The sequence below is a fragment of the Cocleimonas flava genome (assembly GCF_004339015.1).
GTDB lineage: Bacteria > Pseudomonadota > Gammaproteobacteria > Thiotrichales > Thiotrichaceae > Cocleimonas > Cocleimonas flava.
In genome coordinates this window covers 356323-371332 of the sequence record NZ_SMFQ01000005.1, presented here as the reverse complement: position 1 = coordinate 371332, position 15010 = coordinate 356323, and the positions used below count along the sequence as shown (strand labels likewise).

Below are 15010 nucleotides of genomic sequence, written 5' to 3'. Positions count from 1 at the left end.
ATGAAGTTAATTGAAAATTTCCTAAATCTTTTACTGTCTATTCATAAGCAATCCTTTTCAAAAGAGGGGGGTAAAGGATCAACTGAAAAGATTGCCCCTGTTAATTCTGTCGCCTGGGATAAAAGACCTGCAATCGTTCTAGTGGTCGTTGCGTTTTGTGTTTTGTTATTACATTACCTTAAATTTAATACGGCTTTCTATGCGACATTGAATTTATGGTTTGATCAGTTTTCAGATAATCCAGCAGCAAAAGTGCTGGAGTTGCGTCGACAAACATTCTTTCCGTTGGTGACACAAGCGTGGTGGGCTATATGGCATTTAGTTGCTTTTGTATTGATACCTGTTGTGACGATTAAATATTTATTAAAAGAGCCCTTGACGAATTATGGGCTTGGAGTGGGACGATTAAGACGGGATATTAAATGGTATGTATTGCTTGCAGCCCCGATCCTTTCCTTTGTTGTAATCGTAAGCTTTCGGGATGATTTTACTAATCATTACCCTTTTTATAAGCTTGCTCATAGAAGCTGGTTTGATTTGGTCGCATGGGAAATCTTGTATTTACTTCAGTTTGTCTGTGTAGAATTTTTCTTTCGTGGTTTTATCATACAAGCCTGCCGCCCAACGTTTGGCGTGAACGCTATTTTCGTGATGATTGTGCCTTATATGATGATACATCTCTCAAAACCTTGGTTGGAAGCGAGTGGTGCAATATTCTTTGGATTGTTTTTGGGTGTTTTAGCGCTGCATACACGATCCATCTGGGGAGGTGTCGCAGTACATGTGTCGATTGCTCTGAGTATGGATATAGCTGCGTTGTTGCAGACTAAAGGACTGCCTCAGCAGTTGCTTCCTTAGGTAGAAGCGGTTGTTAAAACATTATAGAGTTCAATAGCGTGATCTACATCGTCATGAATTTCTAAATTATCGCCAGTCAGTAGAAGTGCGACATCGCTGTATTCTTTGATGGTTGCCATGCTATGCGAAACCATAATGATGCTTGAGTTTTCTCTTTTAGCGGCAAAAGCTTCTTTACATTTTTGCTGGAAGCCCTGATCTCCAACCCCCATGATTTCATCAACCAAATACACTTCAAAGTCTATTGCCATACTCAAAGCAAATGCCAGGCGAGAACGCATGCCCGATGAATACGTTTTAATCGGTTCATGGATATAATCGCCAATCTCAGAAAAATCCTTCACATACTCAGTGACGTACTTTATATCTGCGTTATAGATTCTGCATGCGAAGCGCAGGTTTTCAATACCAGTAAGAGAGGGGTGAAATGAGCCTGTAAACCCCAAAGGCCATGAATATCTTCCTTTTCGAATTATTCTACCGCTATCTGGGTATTCACTTCCTGCAATTAATCTTAGGAGAGTGGATTTACCAGCCCCATTAACCCCTAATACACCAATGTTTTTTCTTTCAGGAAACTTGAAGTTAACATTTTTAAGAACGATATTCTGGCCATTAGCCATATCGTAAGCTTTATTTACATTTCGAAACTCAATCATACTTGTCGAGCCTTTTTACTACTTAATCTTTCGACGAGTAAGCCAAGGGTGAATATTCCTACACAGATAAAAACTGCATATTCTGGATCATACAAATCACTTTCAAAGCTAGGGTAGAAGCCTGACCTGAACCACTCTATTAAATGAATCAGTGGGTTGAAATCTACAAAATCGAATACTTCTGGTGAAAGAAAATTAGCTGTAAAAAATATTCCTGAAATAAAGTATAAAGGTCGGGAAAAGGCATTGAATATACTTGAGTAAGAGGGGTAGTGAGGGATAATAGCTGCATTAATCAAACCAATACCAGTACCAAAGAGAATGATTAATCCTGTTGGTTTCATCATCTCTAGAAAACTGTCTATCCTTATTCTTATGCCCATATAGTGTGCGATAGCTAAAAAGAATAGCATTACTAAAAATAATGTCGAAAATTCTAGAGCTACTCGAGAAATGGTGATGTCTATAGGCATCACTTGCGGATATCCAAGCAATGCTTTGTTTGTGCTTAAACCTGACATGACATTGCTAACTATATTGCTATAGAGTAACCAGGGAATAATGCCGGTAAGAATAAATAATCCCATGCTATCTCCTAACGGAGTTGCTCTATCAAGGGCTGAGAAAATACCGATAAATACGACAACATGTGCAAAAGGCTCAAATAACGCCCAAAAGAAACCAAGTTTGCTATTGCCGTATCTAGCTCGTGTTTCACGCAAAGTGAGTGCAGAAATTACTCTACCTTGTACGTTTAATGCGTTTAAAAATTCCATAGCAATGTTTAGATTAAAATGTGTGTAATCTTGTCTTTCATTACATCCACCCAGCATGATCTCTAATGGAGGATATGATTAATCCTGATAATCCCCAGAACAAAAGGCAGGCCAAAAAGAGGATAATAAAATCATCCGGTGCTTTTGGTTTCGAGGGCTCCTCAGGTAGTTTAGGTTGTACAATAACAATTAAATAACGATGTTGTTGTGTAGCATCAATGCGAGATTGTTCAAGATTTAACAGAGCGGCCTCATAAGATTTTTCTGCGAAGCCTTGTTCTGTTAATAATTCTTCATGCTTTGAAATTATCGAGCTCATGGTCTTTGCATCGTTGCTATCAGTGATTCTTGTACTTCTGATGCGTTCAATATTTACCTGTTTTTTCAGGGAGAAAACTTTGTTTTTGGCTTCGATGATCTTTCTGGATGTGTCAGGAAATTCGAGTCTGAGGCTGCGTAAATCCGCTTCTGCACGAGCACGCTCGGCTTCTAATTCTTCTACCAATTTGAGTTTCGATTCCGCAGATTGTTCTGGGCTAAGTGCTTGTTCTTTCTCACGAAATGTTCTGACATCTGTACGCGCGTTTTTTAGTTTTGTTTCAGCTTTCTTTAATTCTTGTCGTGCGAATTTTAAACTATCCTGACGGGATTTTTCAGATAAGGTATTAACCAGATCCTCACTGGCCGTTAAAATAGCCTTGATCACTTTTACTGCAGACTCAGGCTCAAATGCAGTGACCTTTAAATCCACTATTCCAGAAGTGGTATCAAATTCTACATTTACCTTTTTTTGCCAGTATTCAACAATATCCTCTATGCTGGAGTCTTGTTCTAATCGGGACAGGAAGTCTTTATCTTCACGTGCATAGAGCTTATTAATGTCAAAATATTGCTTGGTACGTTCGATGACTTCTCTGGATTCTATAAAGTCTTTGACGATCAAAGCATCTCTTGTCGATGATACGCTTCCAGGAAGTCCTGTTAGAGCACCTAAAGGATCTGATTGACCCTGGCCTTGTTTTTCAATGGTGAAGTGCGCATTCGCTTCATACTGAGGGCTTGCTATTTTGAGGTAGTAAAGTGTTCCCAAAGTCATCGGGGTAACAAAAAATAACCAGAACAGAAGTGATTTAAAAATTTTCATAAAGGATTAGGCGATAGAAGCAAATGATCTGTGAGGTAGAATACTGATTTGACTGTTATTCTAGTATGAAGTTAGTGGTCATATTTTTCAGAATATATGTTTTAACAATCTAGGTGTATAAGATCGTGGAGTATATAGGAATAATCAAGAACTGGAAAACTATCTAAAAAAACCGCTCAAAGTAGGGGGGTGTATTCATTCTAAAATTCACTGATGGATTAGCAAGTTTCGGGTTTTGTTTCTTTGCTATAAAACCTATGATGTCCTTAATCAGACAGGATTGTAGTCATCATGAGTAACATTCAACAAAATACAGATAGTCGAGATTACGAGCGCATCGAAGCTGCTATTTTATTTATCAAAGAAAACTTTCAGCAACAGCCTAGTTTGGATGAAATCGCTGCACACGTTCACTTGAGTCCTTTCCACTTCCAGCGCTTATTTACCGATTGGGCGGGTATTAGTCCTAAGCAATTTCTTCAGTACACTAGTATTAATTATGCCAAACAGATTCTCAAAGAGAGCCAATCTACTTTATTAGAAGTGTCAGAAAAAACTGGCTTGTCTGGTACAGGACGATTGCATGATTTATTTATAAAAATTGAAGGTATGACACCCGGCGAATACAAAAAGGGAGGCGAGTCACTCACAATCTATTATCAATATGTGCAAAGTATTTTTGGGTTGGTGTTGGTTGCTTCAACAGAAAAAGGAATTTGTTATATGGGGTTTGTTGCTGAGGAAAAAAGAAAGACGTTTGAGGAATTGCTCCAGCGATTTCCTCAAGCTACTTTCAAAGAGGCCGAAAAAGAACTCCATTCACACATTGTCAATTTTGGTAAGTTCGATTCTTATAATAGCGGGTCTGACTCATTCAATGACGGGATGATAAATCTGCATATTAAAGGGTCCGAGTTCCAGTTAAATGTATGGGAAGCGCTATTAAAAATTCCTTTAGGCCAACTAAATACCTACGGTAATATTGCCGACATTATTAAACGTCCTAAAGCATCCAGAGCAGTGGGCACTGCCATCGGGGGTAATCCTGTTGCTTTTTTGATTCCTTGTCATCGTGTTATCAGAGCGAGTGGGGTATCTGGTGGTTACATGTGGGGGCAGGAGAGAAAATCAGCCATGCTTGGATGGGAAGCTGCCCAGATTGCAAATAGCAAAAACGACAAGACGTAAGAATGGATTTATTTGGTTTTGATGCTGATCTGAATATCCTGCCTTATGATGGGGATGTTTATTATTATGGCGGTATTTTAGAGTACGATTTCGCCAAACAAATCCGCTTGGATTTACTGCAAAATATCGCCTGGAAAAATGATGAAGTGGTTATTCATGGTAAACATATAATCACTGATAGAAAAATCGCGTGGTATGGCGATAATCCTTACAGCTATACTTATTCAAATACTACCAAGCAAGCACATGTGTGGACTGCTGAGTTATTACAATTGAAGCAGATCGTTGAAAAACACAGTAATGCCGTTTTTAATTCCTGCCTGCTCAATCTCTACCATACTGGCGCTGAAGGACTATCCTGGCATAGCGATAATGAAAAAGAATTGGGTAAAAATTCGGTAATTGCTTCTTTAAGTTTAGGTGCAAAACGAAAGTTTTCTTTCAAGCACAAGCAAAGCAGAGAAACTGTTTCACTTGAGCTTGAAGAAGGAAGTCTTTTGCTGATGAAAGGTGAGACTCAGCAGCACTGGTTGCATTCTCTACCCAAAACGACAAAAGTTCACGAGCCAAGAATTAACCTCACTTTCAGGCAGATGCTATAGGTCTTTTCCATCAAATACTGCGGCATCGATATTGTCAGTATCAATCTCATCAATACACCCCAGATTGGCACGATAATGGTCAGGCATTCTCACTGTTTGATGGAATGGGTAAATGCCGCACTCTTTGCAGAAGAAATGATGACCTACTTTGTCATCAAACTCGTATAGTCCAAGATTCTCCGGGTTTTTTAACTCGATATGAAATGCATCTGGTGGAATGACAAAATTTGTCATTATTGCCCCCCTGCGTTTGCAGAAGGAGCAGTTGCAACGTAAACCCGCTGTGATCTCTTCTGTATGTTCAAAAGAAAAGCTCACATTGCCGCAATGGCAGTTACCTGAATAAGTTTTCATCGCTTTTCGTCATCTTTTTTCGTTATCAAATTGCTTAACAAGCACAGAAGTGTCGGATCGAGAATAGCCTCGTTCCTGTAGTTCTGCGTATTTTTCATCCACCTGTTTTGCAAGGGGTAATTCGACGCCGAGTTTTTCGGCTTCATCAAAGCAAATGGCTAAGTCTTTACGCATCCAGTCAATAGCAAAACCAAAATCGAATTCGTTGTTCATAGCTGTCTCTGTTCTATTCACCATTTGCCAGGAACCGGCTGCGCCATGTTGTAGTACATCAACCATCATTTTAGCATCGATATCAACCGCTTTAGCCATGCTCCAGGCTTCACTTAATCCTTGTAAAATACCGGTTATGCAGAGCTGATTTACCATTTTTAGGGCTTGCCCTTTACCTGAAGAACCGATCAGAGTGGTCGCTTTGGCATAACTATTCATTGCATCTAAAGCGTTATCAAAGCTTGTTTGATCGCCACCAACCATAATTGTAAGAATCCCTTGTTCTGCACCTGCCTGGCCGCCAGATACGGGTGCATCAAGGAATTCCATATTGTGTTTTTGGGCTTCAGCATATAATTCTTGAGCGAGGCTTGGGGAAGTTGTTGTATGGTCAACTAACAGTGCTCCGGTTTTAGCGCTAGCGAATATTTTGGTGAAAACTTCTCTGACGTCATTATCGTTGCCCAGGCAAGTGAAAACGATATCGGCATCTGCAACAGCTTCTTCTGGTGTGGTAGCAAATTTTGCTGGGTTTTCATTAGACGAGTATTCATCAGCCCATTTTTCGGCTTTCGCTGTAGTACGATTAAAAACAGTCACCTCATAACCCTTTTTAACGAGAAATCCCGCCATTGGGTAACCCATAGCTCCTAAACCTAGAAAGGATACTTTTTGCTTCGACATATTTATCTCCTCAAAATGAAATGATCTAATTTAACTTGTTTAATTGTAGTTGAACTCAACTGTTTGTGTGGGTTCAAAAGTAGATTTTAGAAATTAATGAACGAGATCATTTATTTCTTATGTTTTTCGAATTTTTTAACAATGATTTCTAGTAGCGCTTTGATCACGGGGTCTTCTTTACGAGATTCTAAATAGGCCATTCTCAATGGCAGTGTGAATGATTCGCCCGGCCACACAACAATTTCACCTTTTTTCAATAGAGCATCGGCTTCATCATTGCGAATAAAGGCTAGACCAATCCCTGAGCGTAATAATGCGATTGTGGAATCTTCAGTCGCACTAGACGTTGCCCATGCAGGCTGTACTTTAGTATCAGAAAAAATAAGATTGAGAAATCTGTGATAAATGCATAGAGGCTCGGGGTAAATCCACGGCAGCTGAGCCAGCTCTTCTCGTCCAGCACGTTTTAGTTTGTCTTTCCACTTAGGTGCGGCGGCTATTACGGCGTGCGTATCACATAGCTCAACATAACTGACTTTGTCGTAAGGGATATCTCCCGAAAAAAAGCTGACATCAAGTTGTCCTTTGCCCACCTTTTGAACCAGATCTATTGATGTGCCTTGGGTTAGCTGAATTTTAAGATTTGGGTATTCAGACATCAACGCGTTGTGCCATTTTGCAAGAAGCAGATATTCGGCATCCGTGTTTAATCCGACCTTGGCTTGCCCCGTAATTTCTCCCTGAAGTGTTTTTGCTGCCAGCTTTAATTCGTTGCCTGCATTAATCACTAATTGTGCTTTATCTCGTAGCGACGTCCCGCTCTCTGTAAGTCGCATACCTTTCGGAGTTCGATCAAAGAGTTTGACTTCCAGCTCTTCTTCCAGCGCTTTTATATGCGCACTGACAGCAGGCTGACTAGTAAACAGGCGTTCGGCTGCCTGTGTGAGATTGCCAGTATCTGCAACGGTGACAAAAGTTCTGAGTTGATAGAGTTCCATGTGAAAGATGATGTCATCATTTTGAGCGATGAACAATTCTAATGATGAGCAATTCTAATAATGATTAAAAATACCTAATGATAAATGCACAATCTGAAATCCTGATAGCAGGGTTTTGATTAAACGATTGGATAGTTTTTTCGCTGAAGCGTTAAATACATTCATGGTCTTACCTGTAGGGGGTAAATCATAAAGGAAGCACTGAATATCCTAGATTCTTACAGAATTCAACTAGGTTAATCAGAGTTTCCTTAAGGAGACCTTGCTTGCAGGGTCTCCATTTATAAACAAGATTGCTTAAAAATGCATTACAAATATAAGGAGACATGTCATGACTGTATACACACAGGCAAATCATAATAATCATCTATCGCAGTGTCTACCCAGCTGTGAAGAAGCTGTAATTCAACCTTCAAAGAATTTATTTAAGACGCTTACTATCTGGAATCAGCGTATTCAACAACGCAAACATCTAGCAAAGCTTGATGACAGAATGCTGGAAGATATAGGTTTAAATCGTGCCGATGTTGATTGCGAAATTAACAAGCCTTTCTGGAAATAAATCAATGTGTTATTGCTTGAATTCCTAGGTGTTGGCTTGAAAAACATCAGAGATTTAGCTTGCAATACCGAGTAGAAAACAGTCAAATAGACATTATTACCTTATAAGGAGAGTGTCTTCTATGACTAAGTTTTTACTCGGTTTTTTCAGCTTTGGATGGCTGCGAGGCTTAGATTTCTTACCCCCATTACTACTTCGATTATTCTTGGCGCCACTGCTATGGGTATCGGGTAGCAGAAAGTTGGGTTTGTTTACCGCAGACGATACTGTTTGGTATAACCCGTTAACCTGGTTCAATACAGATAACCCTATTCATCAGGCGACGACTGCCGGTTTGGCTAAAGTTCCATTTATTGGTGATGCTTTGTCAGGTGTTTTAACTAGCTCAATTGGTTGGTTGGAAATTATCGGTGCATTCTTATTACTGATTGGTTTTGCTGTTCGCTGGGTATCAATTCCGTTATTGGCCTTAATTGTATTGACTGCACTCATGGCACTCAATGGTCAAGACATTATAGCAACGTTGAAAGAAATGCTAATGACTCATGGTTATACTGATATGAGCAGTTCGGATTTCAGCAAGACAGTTGTTTACTTCTTGATGCTACTCACTTTGTTCTTCATGGGAGCAGGACGCTTCTTAAGTGTTGACTGGTTCTTATATCGCAGACTGAATAAGAAAGTTATTGCAGGACAGCAAGCTAAAAATATGGCTCATCCGCATGACAACATCAAAGCAGATCCATTTGATTTGGATAACACGACTGATGAAGTTAAATGATAATCTGAAATAATTTTTATTATTTGATAGAAAAAGGACGCTACGGCGTCCTTTTTTTATTGCTTTTTTGTGGTGATTATTCGTTATGAAAAAAAGGCCCCAAAGTAGGGGGGGGGGGACCTTAAGGTTATTTAAGCATGATTGTTTTGACTGTTATCGTTTTAACAAGACGTAAACAGCGCCGGTCCCACCATCTTTAGGTTTGCAGGAATGAAATGCGAGTACTCTCTCATGCTCACTCAGCCAATGATTTACCTGAGTTTTTAAAACAGGTTTTTTATCGCCCGATCGATTACCTTTGCCGTGTACAATTCGTATGCAGCAACCTTCAAACTGAACGGCTTCTTGCAGATAATAAACCAGGATCATTTTTGCTTGTTTAATGCTAGATCCATGTAAATCGAGTTCATCAGAAATACGGTAATTTCCACTGCGCAGTTTTTTGAATACGTTATTCTGTATGCCTTCTCTACAGAAGCTTAAAACGCCTTCCATTTGAACATCTTCCACTTCAAGTTCGTCTGAAAGAGGGTCGTGGATAAAAAGTTCTTCGAAGTCTTCATCCGCTGGGCGGACTTTTGCTTTTGGTCTTTCAACTTCATGATAAGCTTTGTCATCTTTAAGTGGTGTTACGCCTTGCATTGCGTCTGAAAAGAAATTTTGATCATATTGATCTTCTACTTGTTGTTTAAGGCGCTTTTGTGTAGCCTCCTTTTCGTCTCGGTTCTTTTCAGCTAGCTGCTTTTTAAGGTCTTTTAGTGTTTTCTTATCAAAATTAGACACGGTGAGTAGTGATGACTATAAATGGTTAATATCAATAGTTGAGATTATCATTTTATGAGTGTTTTATGGAAATTTTATGGAAATACTATTAAGTAATGATGACGGCTTTATCGCGCCTGGGATAAATTTGTTGCGTGATAAGTTATCAGAAATTGCTGATGTGCTGACAATTGCACCCGACAGAGACCGAAGTGGTGCAAGTAATTCACTCTCGTTAGAATCACCGCTTCGCCTTACAGAGCGCGGCAAAAATTTTTATAGCATCAACGGTACACCTACTGATTGTGTCCATTTGGCATTAACGGGCCTATACCCGGATAAAGAGCCTGATATTGTGATATCAGGAATAAATTCTGGCCCCAATATGGGAGATGATGTTATTTATTCAGGAACAGTAGCAGCCGCAATGGAAGGAAGAAATTTAGGATTACCATCCATAGCAGTGTCGATGGGTAATTACAAAGCACTGCATTACGATTCTGCGATACAAGCGGTGCTTCAATTGCTAAAGGATATGCCAGCGCTGAAATTAAGTGATTCAGATAATGCGGCGAGCATACTCAATGTTAATGTTCCCGACTTGCCGTGGAATGAAATCAAAGGATTCAAAGCTACAAGACTTGGAAAGCGCCATAAAGCCGAGCCTGTAGTCAAAGAAAAAGACCCGCGTGGTCGAGAAATTTTCTGGATAGGACCTGTCGGTACTGAAGCAGATGCGGGTGATGGAACAGATTTTTACGCGGTACAGCAGGGTTATGTTTCTGTAACACCTATACATATAGATCTAACACGTTATTCTGCTATAGATGATATGCAAAAATGGCTCCAAAGTGGGGGGGTGACAAAATCAATGAGCTAGATATCCAGGGCGTTGGTATGACATCCCAACGTACTCGTGACCGATTAATAGATCGCTTGCAAGATAAAGGCATCGTGAATTCTGATGTATTGCGCGTGATGCGTCTTGTACCGCGTCATTTATTTGTGGATGAGGCGATGGCGAGTCGTTCATACGAGGATGCGTCATTTCCCATCGGCCATGGACAAACGATTTCACAGCCTTTTATTGTTGCGCGCATGACAGAATTAATCATGCAATCTGAATCATTAGAGAATGTGTTAGAAGTGGGGACAGGTTCGGGTTATCAAGCCGCTGTATTGGGTGGTTTAGTAAAAAATTTACACACAGTTGAAGTTGTGACTGAACTTCATCGCAATGCAAGAGACTTACTATACAAGTTAGGTTATCGAAATATCCGTACACACCTCGGTGATGGAAGTTGGGGATGGGAAGAAGCGGCGCCTTATGATGCGATTATGGTTACAGCAGCGCCAGATGAGATTCCTTCTGCATTAATTCAGCAGTTGAAAATAGGGGGCCGCATGATAATTCCCGTCGGGGCACAAAATAGTGAACAAAAATTGCAGGTAGTGACCCGTAACAATGAAACGAATTATTCCGTCGAAAATCATGAGTCGGTGATCTTTGTTCCATTGGTAGGTGGTTAACTGTTTACAGGTTAACAACGGGCGGTTAGCACAGTTTTTAAGGCTAATTTCAAGAAATATTACAAAAAACCAAAAAAATCCTTTAAAATGAACCTGTTTTCGAATATATATAACAAAGTAATTGAATATTCGCAGCATAAATATGCGAAAAATTATTTGGGGGTTGTAAGCTTTTTAGAATCGGCGTTACTGCCGTTACCTCCTCCGGATATAATGTTGATCCCCATGACGCTTTCAAAACCTGCGGAATGGTGGCGTTTAGCATTATGGACGACATTTACATCAGTGCTCGGTGGAATAGCTGGCTATTTACTGGGTACATGGGCTTATGAGTGGTTGGGACCGCTCATAGAAAATTGGGGTTATGGGCATAAGTTCGAGCAGGTTAAATCCTTGTTCGACCGTTGGGGCATCTGGGCAATTCTTGTCGCTGGCTTCTCGCCAATACCTTATAAACTTTTCACAATTAGTGCAGGACTTTTGTCGATGGCATTTTTACCTTTTGTGATTGCATCTGTAATCGGAAGAGGGGCACGCTTCTTTTTAGTCGCGTTGTTAGTTGCCAAAGCAGGACCTCGCATGGAACCACTCATTGTTAAATACATCGAGTGGCTGGGCTGGTTAACAGTAGGGCTGTTAGCGATCGTTGTGGGAATCTATCAATTAAAATAGAAATCGAAGGTATTTTATTATGGACAGTAAAATCAAACTAGTTGCAGTTGCTTCACTAGTTGCTGTAATGGCATCAGGTTGTAGTAGCTACAGGGGTGCATCTCAAGCTGGGTATGACACAGGAGCTACAAGCAGTGGCGGATACTCAACATCCGGCGAAACTCGCGGTTACGGACAACGTACACGTGCCAATCAGGTAGCTGGTGGCGGACAAGTACGTGGTGGCGGTCAGCAACGTGCTAATACATCTGCTACGTGTGCACCATGCGGTGCAACGGCAACACAGCCTAAGGCGCCAGCAACTTATACCTATAAGCCTGCAAAGCCTGCTGCACCAGTTGCTCAGCCAAGAACTCAGACTTCAACACATAACCAGCAGTATTACATCGACAAGTGGAACCGTGAGCAAGCAGCAGCGCGTAACAAAGTACAGCAGCCAGCGGCTCAGCCACAGCAAAACACTAACTATGCAGGTTACGGAACTAACTCTAATACACAGTATTACGATTACAGTTCTGCATCTGGCGGACAAACTACAGCGCCAGCAGCGAATACAAACGTAACGGCTAGTAACAAGAGTATTTACACAGGAAGCTACCAGCAAAAAACGTATAAGCCATACGCGCCAACAACGTATTCTGGTGGTAGTGCAGCAACAACGAATACTGCAACTTACGCAAATACTGCAGGTACATCTAGTTCAGGTGGAAGCAGCTACGTAGTTAAGAAGGGTGACACGGTATTTGAAATCATGCGTCAAACAGGTGTGTACTGGAAAGATATTATCAGCATCAATAATTTACAACCTCCTTACAATATTAGCCCGGGCCAAACTATCCGTTTGAAGTAATAACGGAAGCTTAGCTAAACGCTAATAAGTGTTTATAGATAATAAAAAAGCCCTCTTCTGAGGGCTTTTTTATTATTAGTCATATTGTTTTGGTTTTATTGATTTGGCGTACTTGAATCAAAACTTTGTTCAATTATCTTTTTGTCCGCGCTCGCACTTTTATAAATCGGCGGATTAATGTGAAAATCAAGGTCGTCATAAGTGATGATCCCCACATACTTATCAACGATTTCGCCTTTGGGGTTAACGATATAGCTTGTTGGAATACCAATTATGGTACCAAATGAGAGCATGGTGCTTTGCTGCATTGGGATCAAATCGTAGCTAATTTTGAGTTGTTCTTTAAAGGAAAGAATCTCATTAATCTGGCTGCCACCAGCATCCATGCCTAGAACGATAAAATCATCTTTGTTATCTTGAGCGAAACGTTCAATGTCTGGAATTTCAGCATGACAAGGGGGGCAATACGTTGCCCAATAATTCACCAGTACCCATTTGCCTTGATAATCACTGAAATTATGACTTTTACCTTCGATATCATTAAAAGAGAAGTCTTTGACTTTTTCTAATGACTGGCCGGAAAAGAAAGGAAGAATACTGAGTGCAGCCCATAATATTATTGGTTTTTTCATAGTGTAGAATCCTCACTTATTTTTCTTTTGAATTCAAGTAATAAGCTAATTATAAAAGAGAAAGTCACCCCCCTACTTATAGGCACTTTTTATTGCTCTTAAGTATGCTCATGTTCTATTGTGGAGAAGAACTTCGATTTTAGAGATATAGAAAAGGAATGCGTGCAAACAGACTAAAAACAATTTGTGTTTAGGTTTCGCTTGGATACACTAGTCACGGAAATCTTATTGAATAAATTTTTAAAAAGGATGCTATGACAGACTCAACTACAATTTATCACAATCCACGATGTTCTAAATCTCGTGCGGCAATGGAACTACTTAGCGATAAAGGCATTGAAGCAAATGTCGTTAAGTATTTAGATACGCCGCCGGATAGTGATGCAATATCTGAGATTTTAGATATGTTGGGTCTTGAGCCTCGCGAGTTGATGCGTAAAGGCGAACTGGCTTATAAAGATAATAATCTCGCTGATGAAAGACTAACGAGAGAGCAATTGATAGACGCGATGGTAAATAACCCGATTTTGATTGAGCGTCCGATTGTGATTAAGGATGGAAAGGCGGCGATTGGCCGTCCTATAGAAAATATCATTGATATTTTGTAATCGTATATTTATCTCAATTTTTAAATATACACCTAGCTCTATTATTAATCTCAATCAAAGGCAGCAATGAAACAGGTTCTCGTTCTATATTACTCACGTAGCGGTGCAACCGCTGAAATGGCAAGGTTGATAGCGCGCGGAGCAGAAGGCGTTGAAGGTGTTGAATCTATACTTCGAACCGTTCCAGAGGTTTCTGAAGTCACCGAAGCGACAGAGCCAGCCGTTCCTGAAGTGGGTGCGCCTTATGTATCACTGGATGAATTAAAAACCTGTGATGCCTTAGCGCTCGGCAGCCCCACGCGTTTTGGCAATATGGCTGCGCCACTCAAATACTTTCTGGAAAAAACCAGTGGTCACTGGCTGTCTGGTTCATTGGTTGGAAAACCTGCAGGCGTTTTTACCTCGACATCCAGTATTCATGGGGGTCAGGAATCAACTTTACTAAGTATGATGATCCCTTTATTGCACCATGGCATGTTAATCAGCGGTTTGCCTTATACAGAATCCGAACTGTTGACGACTCAAACCGGTGGAACACCATATGGGCCATCGCATCTTGCTGGTGCAAACAGTGATTTACCTTTAAGCGAAGAAGAGAAAGCATTGTGTCTGGCTCTTGGTAAACGTCTGGCAAAGTTAGCCGTGGCGTTATAGATGCTTAACCCTTTAATCATGACTAAAGCAGAATAAGTATTATGGATATCACCGTTTTTTACAGAGCTTTAGCCGGTATCGGAATCACGGGTTTAGTGATTCTGATTGTGCTTTGGAACGGCTGGTTGTCGCCGGTGCAAGAGTTTCCTAGGTCGATTGAAATAATTGTTTTCGTTGCCCCCTTGCTATTTTTTGTGCGCGGGGTACTGCGAGGTAATCGAGATACCTTCATTATTGTAATGCTGGTTTCTTTTATTTATATCTTGATTGGTATTTGGTTTATGTATTCTGCCGATGAGAAAGCTTACGGCTACTGGATGCTGGGATTAAGCTTGTGCCTATTTTTTGGCAGCTTGTTGAATGTCTGGGTAATGGATAAACGCGATAAGCTATTACACAATAAATAAAGCCACCCCCCCACCTTTGGGGCACTTTTTTAAAAAAGTGCCCCAAAGGTGGGGGGGTGGCTTAAATGCTTATAAA

At 40.5% G+C, this 15010-nt stretch carries 20 protein-coding genes; 12 read left to right on the top strand and 8 right to left on the bottom strand.

Translation table 11 applies throughout. The features are described 5' to 3' along the window. Window positions 1-858 (top strand): CPBP family intramembrane glutamic endopeptidase, encoded by an 858-nt coding sequence (locus tag EV695_RS18220; protein ID WP_207907150.1) that lies wholly within the window; start codon window positions 1-3, stop codon window positions 856-858. Here EV695_RS18220 and EV695_RS18215 read toward each other — a convergent pair. Genes EV695_RS18215 through EV695_RS18205 form a run of 3 tightly spaced genes read right to left on the bottom strand, consistent with a single transcriptional unit; the run spans window position 855 to window position 3437 of the window. Further along, window positions 855-1517, bottom strand: a complete 663-nt coding sequence (locus EV695_RS18215) for an ABC transporter ATP-binding protein (RefSeq protein WP_131907440.1) — start codon at window positions 1515-1517, stop codon at window positions 855-857. The two genes, EV695_RS18220 and EV695_RS18215, sit on opposite strands and share 4 nt — an antisense overlap. Next, window positions 1514-2293: an ABC transporter permease gene (locus EV695_RS18210; RefSeq protein ID WP_165874753.1), complete on the bottom strand. Its 780-nt coding sequence runs from the start codon at window positions 2291-2293 to the stop codon at window positions 1514-1516. Before EV695_RS18210 ends, EV695_RS18215 begins: the two co-directional genes overlap by 4 nt. 40 nt (window positions 2294-2333) lie before the next feature. Continuing rightward, the gene (locus tag EV695_RS18205) at window positions 2334-3437 is read right to left on the bottom strand and encodes a KpsE/RkpR family capsule polysaccharide export protein (RefSeq protein WP_131907438.1); all 1104 of its coding nucleotides are present in this window, start codon (window positions 3435-3437) and stop codon (window positions 2334-2336) included. 291 nt (window positions 3438-3728) lie between these two features. Between EV695_RS18205 and EV695_RS18200 the strand changes: the two genes are divergently transcribed. Beyond that, complete coding sequence (locus EV695_RS18200; RefSeq protein WP_131907437.1) at window positions 3729-4625, top strand: methylated-DNA--[protein]-cysteine S-methyltransferase; 897 nt, start codon at window positions 3729-3731, stop codon at window positions 4623-4625. A 2-nt stretch (window positions 4626-4627) separates the two neighbouring features. Then, entirely contained in the window at window positions 4628-5227 is a 600-nt protein-coding gene (locus tag EV695_RS18195) for an alpha-ketoglutarate-dependent dioxygenase AlkB family protein (protein WP_131907436.1), read from the top strand. On the opposite strand, the gene EV695_RS18190 is transcribed toward EV695_RS18195, so the two are convergent. The 3 genes from EV695_RS18190 to EV695_RS18180 form a co-directional block, all read right to left on the bottom strand. Continuing rightward, entirely contained in the window at window positions 5222-5581 is a 360-nt protein-coding gene (locus EV695_RS18190) for a GFA family protein (protein ID WP_131907435.1), read from the bottom strand. The genes EV695_RS18195 and EV695_RS18190 overlap by 6 nt on opposite strands. 9 nt (window positions 5582-5590) lie before the next feature. Then, complete coding sequence (locus tag EV695_RS18185; protein ID WP_131907434.1) at window positions 5591-6478, bottom strand: NAD(P)-dependent oxidoreductase; 888 nt, start codon at window positions 6476-6478, stop codon at window positions 5591-5593. A gap of 110 nt (window positions 6479-6588) precedes the next feature. Next, window positions 6589-7512 (bottom strand): LysR family transcriptional regulator, encoded by a 924-nt coding sequence (locus EV695_RS18180; RefSeq protein WP_131907433.1) that lies wholly within the window; start codon window positions 7510-7512, stop codon window positions 6589-6591. Between the two features lie 295 nt (window positions 7513-7807). Here EV695_RS18180 and EV695_RS18175 point away from each other — a divergent pair, with 295 nt between their 5' ends. Together EV695_RS18175 and EV695_RS18170 are read left to right on the top strand one after the other, a co-directional pair. Continuing rightward, a complete protein-coding gene (locus EV695_RS18175; protein ID WP_131907432.1) occupies window positions 7808-8038 on the top strand; it encodes a DUF1127 domain-containing protein in 231 nt (76 codons plus the stop codon). Window positions 8039-8159: 121 nt separating this feature from the next. Beyond that, entirely contained in the window at window positions 8160-8819 is a 660-nt protein-coding gene (locus EV695_RS18170; protein WP_131907431.1) for a DoxX family protein, read from the top strand. Between the two features lie 153 nt (window positions 8820-8972). On the opposite strand, the gene EV695_RS18165 is transcribed toward EV695_RS18170, so the two are convergent. Next, window positions 8973-9602, bottom strand: a complete 630-nt coding sequence (locus tag EV695_RS18165; protein WP_131907430.1) for a Smr/MutS family protein — start codon at window positions 9600-9602, stop codon at window positions 8973-8975. 76 nt (window positions 9603-9678) lie between these two features. Here EV695_RS18165 and surE point away from each other — a divergent pair, with 76 nt between their 5' ends. The 4 genes from surE (at window position 9679) to EV695_RS18145 (ending at window position 12633) form a co-directional block, all read left to right on the top strand. Then, on the top strand, window positions 9679-10461 hold the full coding sequence (surE, locus tag EV695_RS18160; protein ID WP_131907429.1) for a 5'/3'-nucleotidase SurE: 783 nt from the start codon (window positions 9679-9681) through the stop codon (window positions 10459-10461). Further along, window positions 10422-11111 (top strand): protein-L-isoaspartate(D-aspartate) O-methyltransferase, encoded by a 690-nt coding sequence (locus tag EV695_RS18155; protein WP_131907428.1) that lies wholly within the window; start codon window positions 10422-10424, stop codon window positions 11109-11111. Before surE ends, EV695_RS18155 begins: the two co-directional genes overlap by 40 nt. 225 nt (window positions 11112-11336) lie before the next feature. Continuing rightward, on the top strand, window positions 11337-11783 hold the full coding sequence (locus EV695_RS18150; RefSeq protein ID WP_243651715.1) for a YqaA family protein: 447 nt from the start codon (window positions 11337-11339) through the stop codon (window positions 11781-11783). Window positions 11784-11802: 19 nt separating this feature from the next. Next, entirely contained in the window at window positions 11803-12633 is an 831-nt protein-coding gene (locus EV695_RS18145) for a LysM peptidoglycan-binding domain-containing protein (protein WP_131907426.1), read from the top strand. A gap of 95 nt (window positions 12634-12728) precedes the next feature. On the opposite strand, the gene EV695_RS18140 is transcribed toward EV695_RS18145, so the two are convergent. Then, window positions 12729-13265: a TlpA disulfide reductase family protein gene (locus EV695_RS18140; protein ID WP_131907425.1), complete on the bottom strand. Its 537-nt coding sequence runs from the start codon at window positions 13263-13265 to the stop codon at window positions 12729-12731. Between the two features lie 254 nt (window positions 13266-13519). Between EV695_RS18140 and arsC the strand changes: the two genes are divergently transcribed. The 3 genes from arsC to EV695_RS18125 all read left to right on the top strand — a co-directional run bounded on the left by arsC (window position 13520) and on the right by EV695_RS18125 (window position 14934). Further along, window positions 13520-13873: an arsenate reductase (glutaredoxin) gene (gene arsC, locus EV695_RS18135; RefSeq protein ID WP_131907424.1), complete on the top strand. Its 354-nt coding sequence runs from the start codon at window positions 13520-13522 to the stop codon at window positions 13871-13873. A 66-nt stretch (window positions 13874-13939) separates the two neighbouring features. Continuing rightward, on the top strand, window positions 13940-14527 hold the full coding sequence (wrbA, locus tag EV695_RS18130) for an NAD(P)H:quinone oxidoreductase (protein WP_131907423.1): 588 nt from the start codon (window positions 13940-13942) through the stop codon (window positions 14525-14527). Window positions 14528-14568: 41 nt separating this feature from the next. After that, window positions 14569-14934, top strand: a complete 366-nt coding sequence (locus EV695_RS18125) for a DUF2069 domain-containing protein (protein ID WP_131907422.1) — start codon at window positions 14569-14571, stop codon at window positions 14932-14934. Window positions 14935-15010 lie beyond the last annotated feature (76 nt).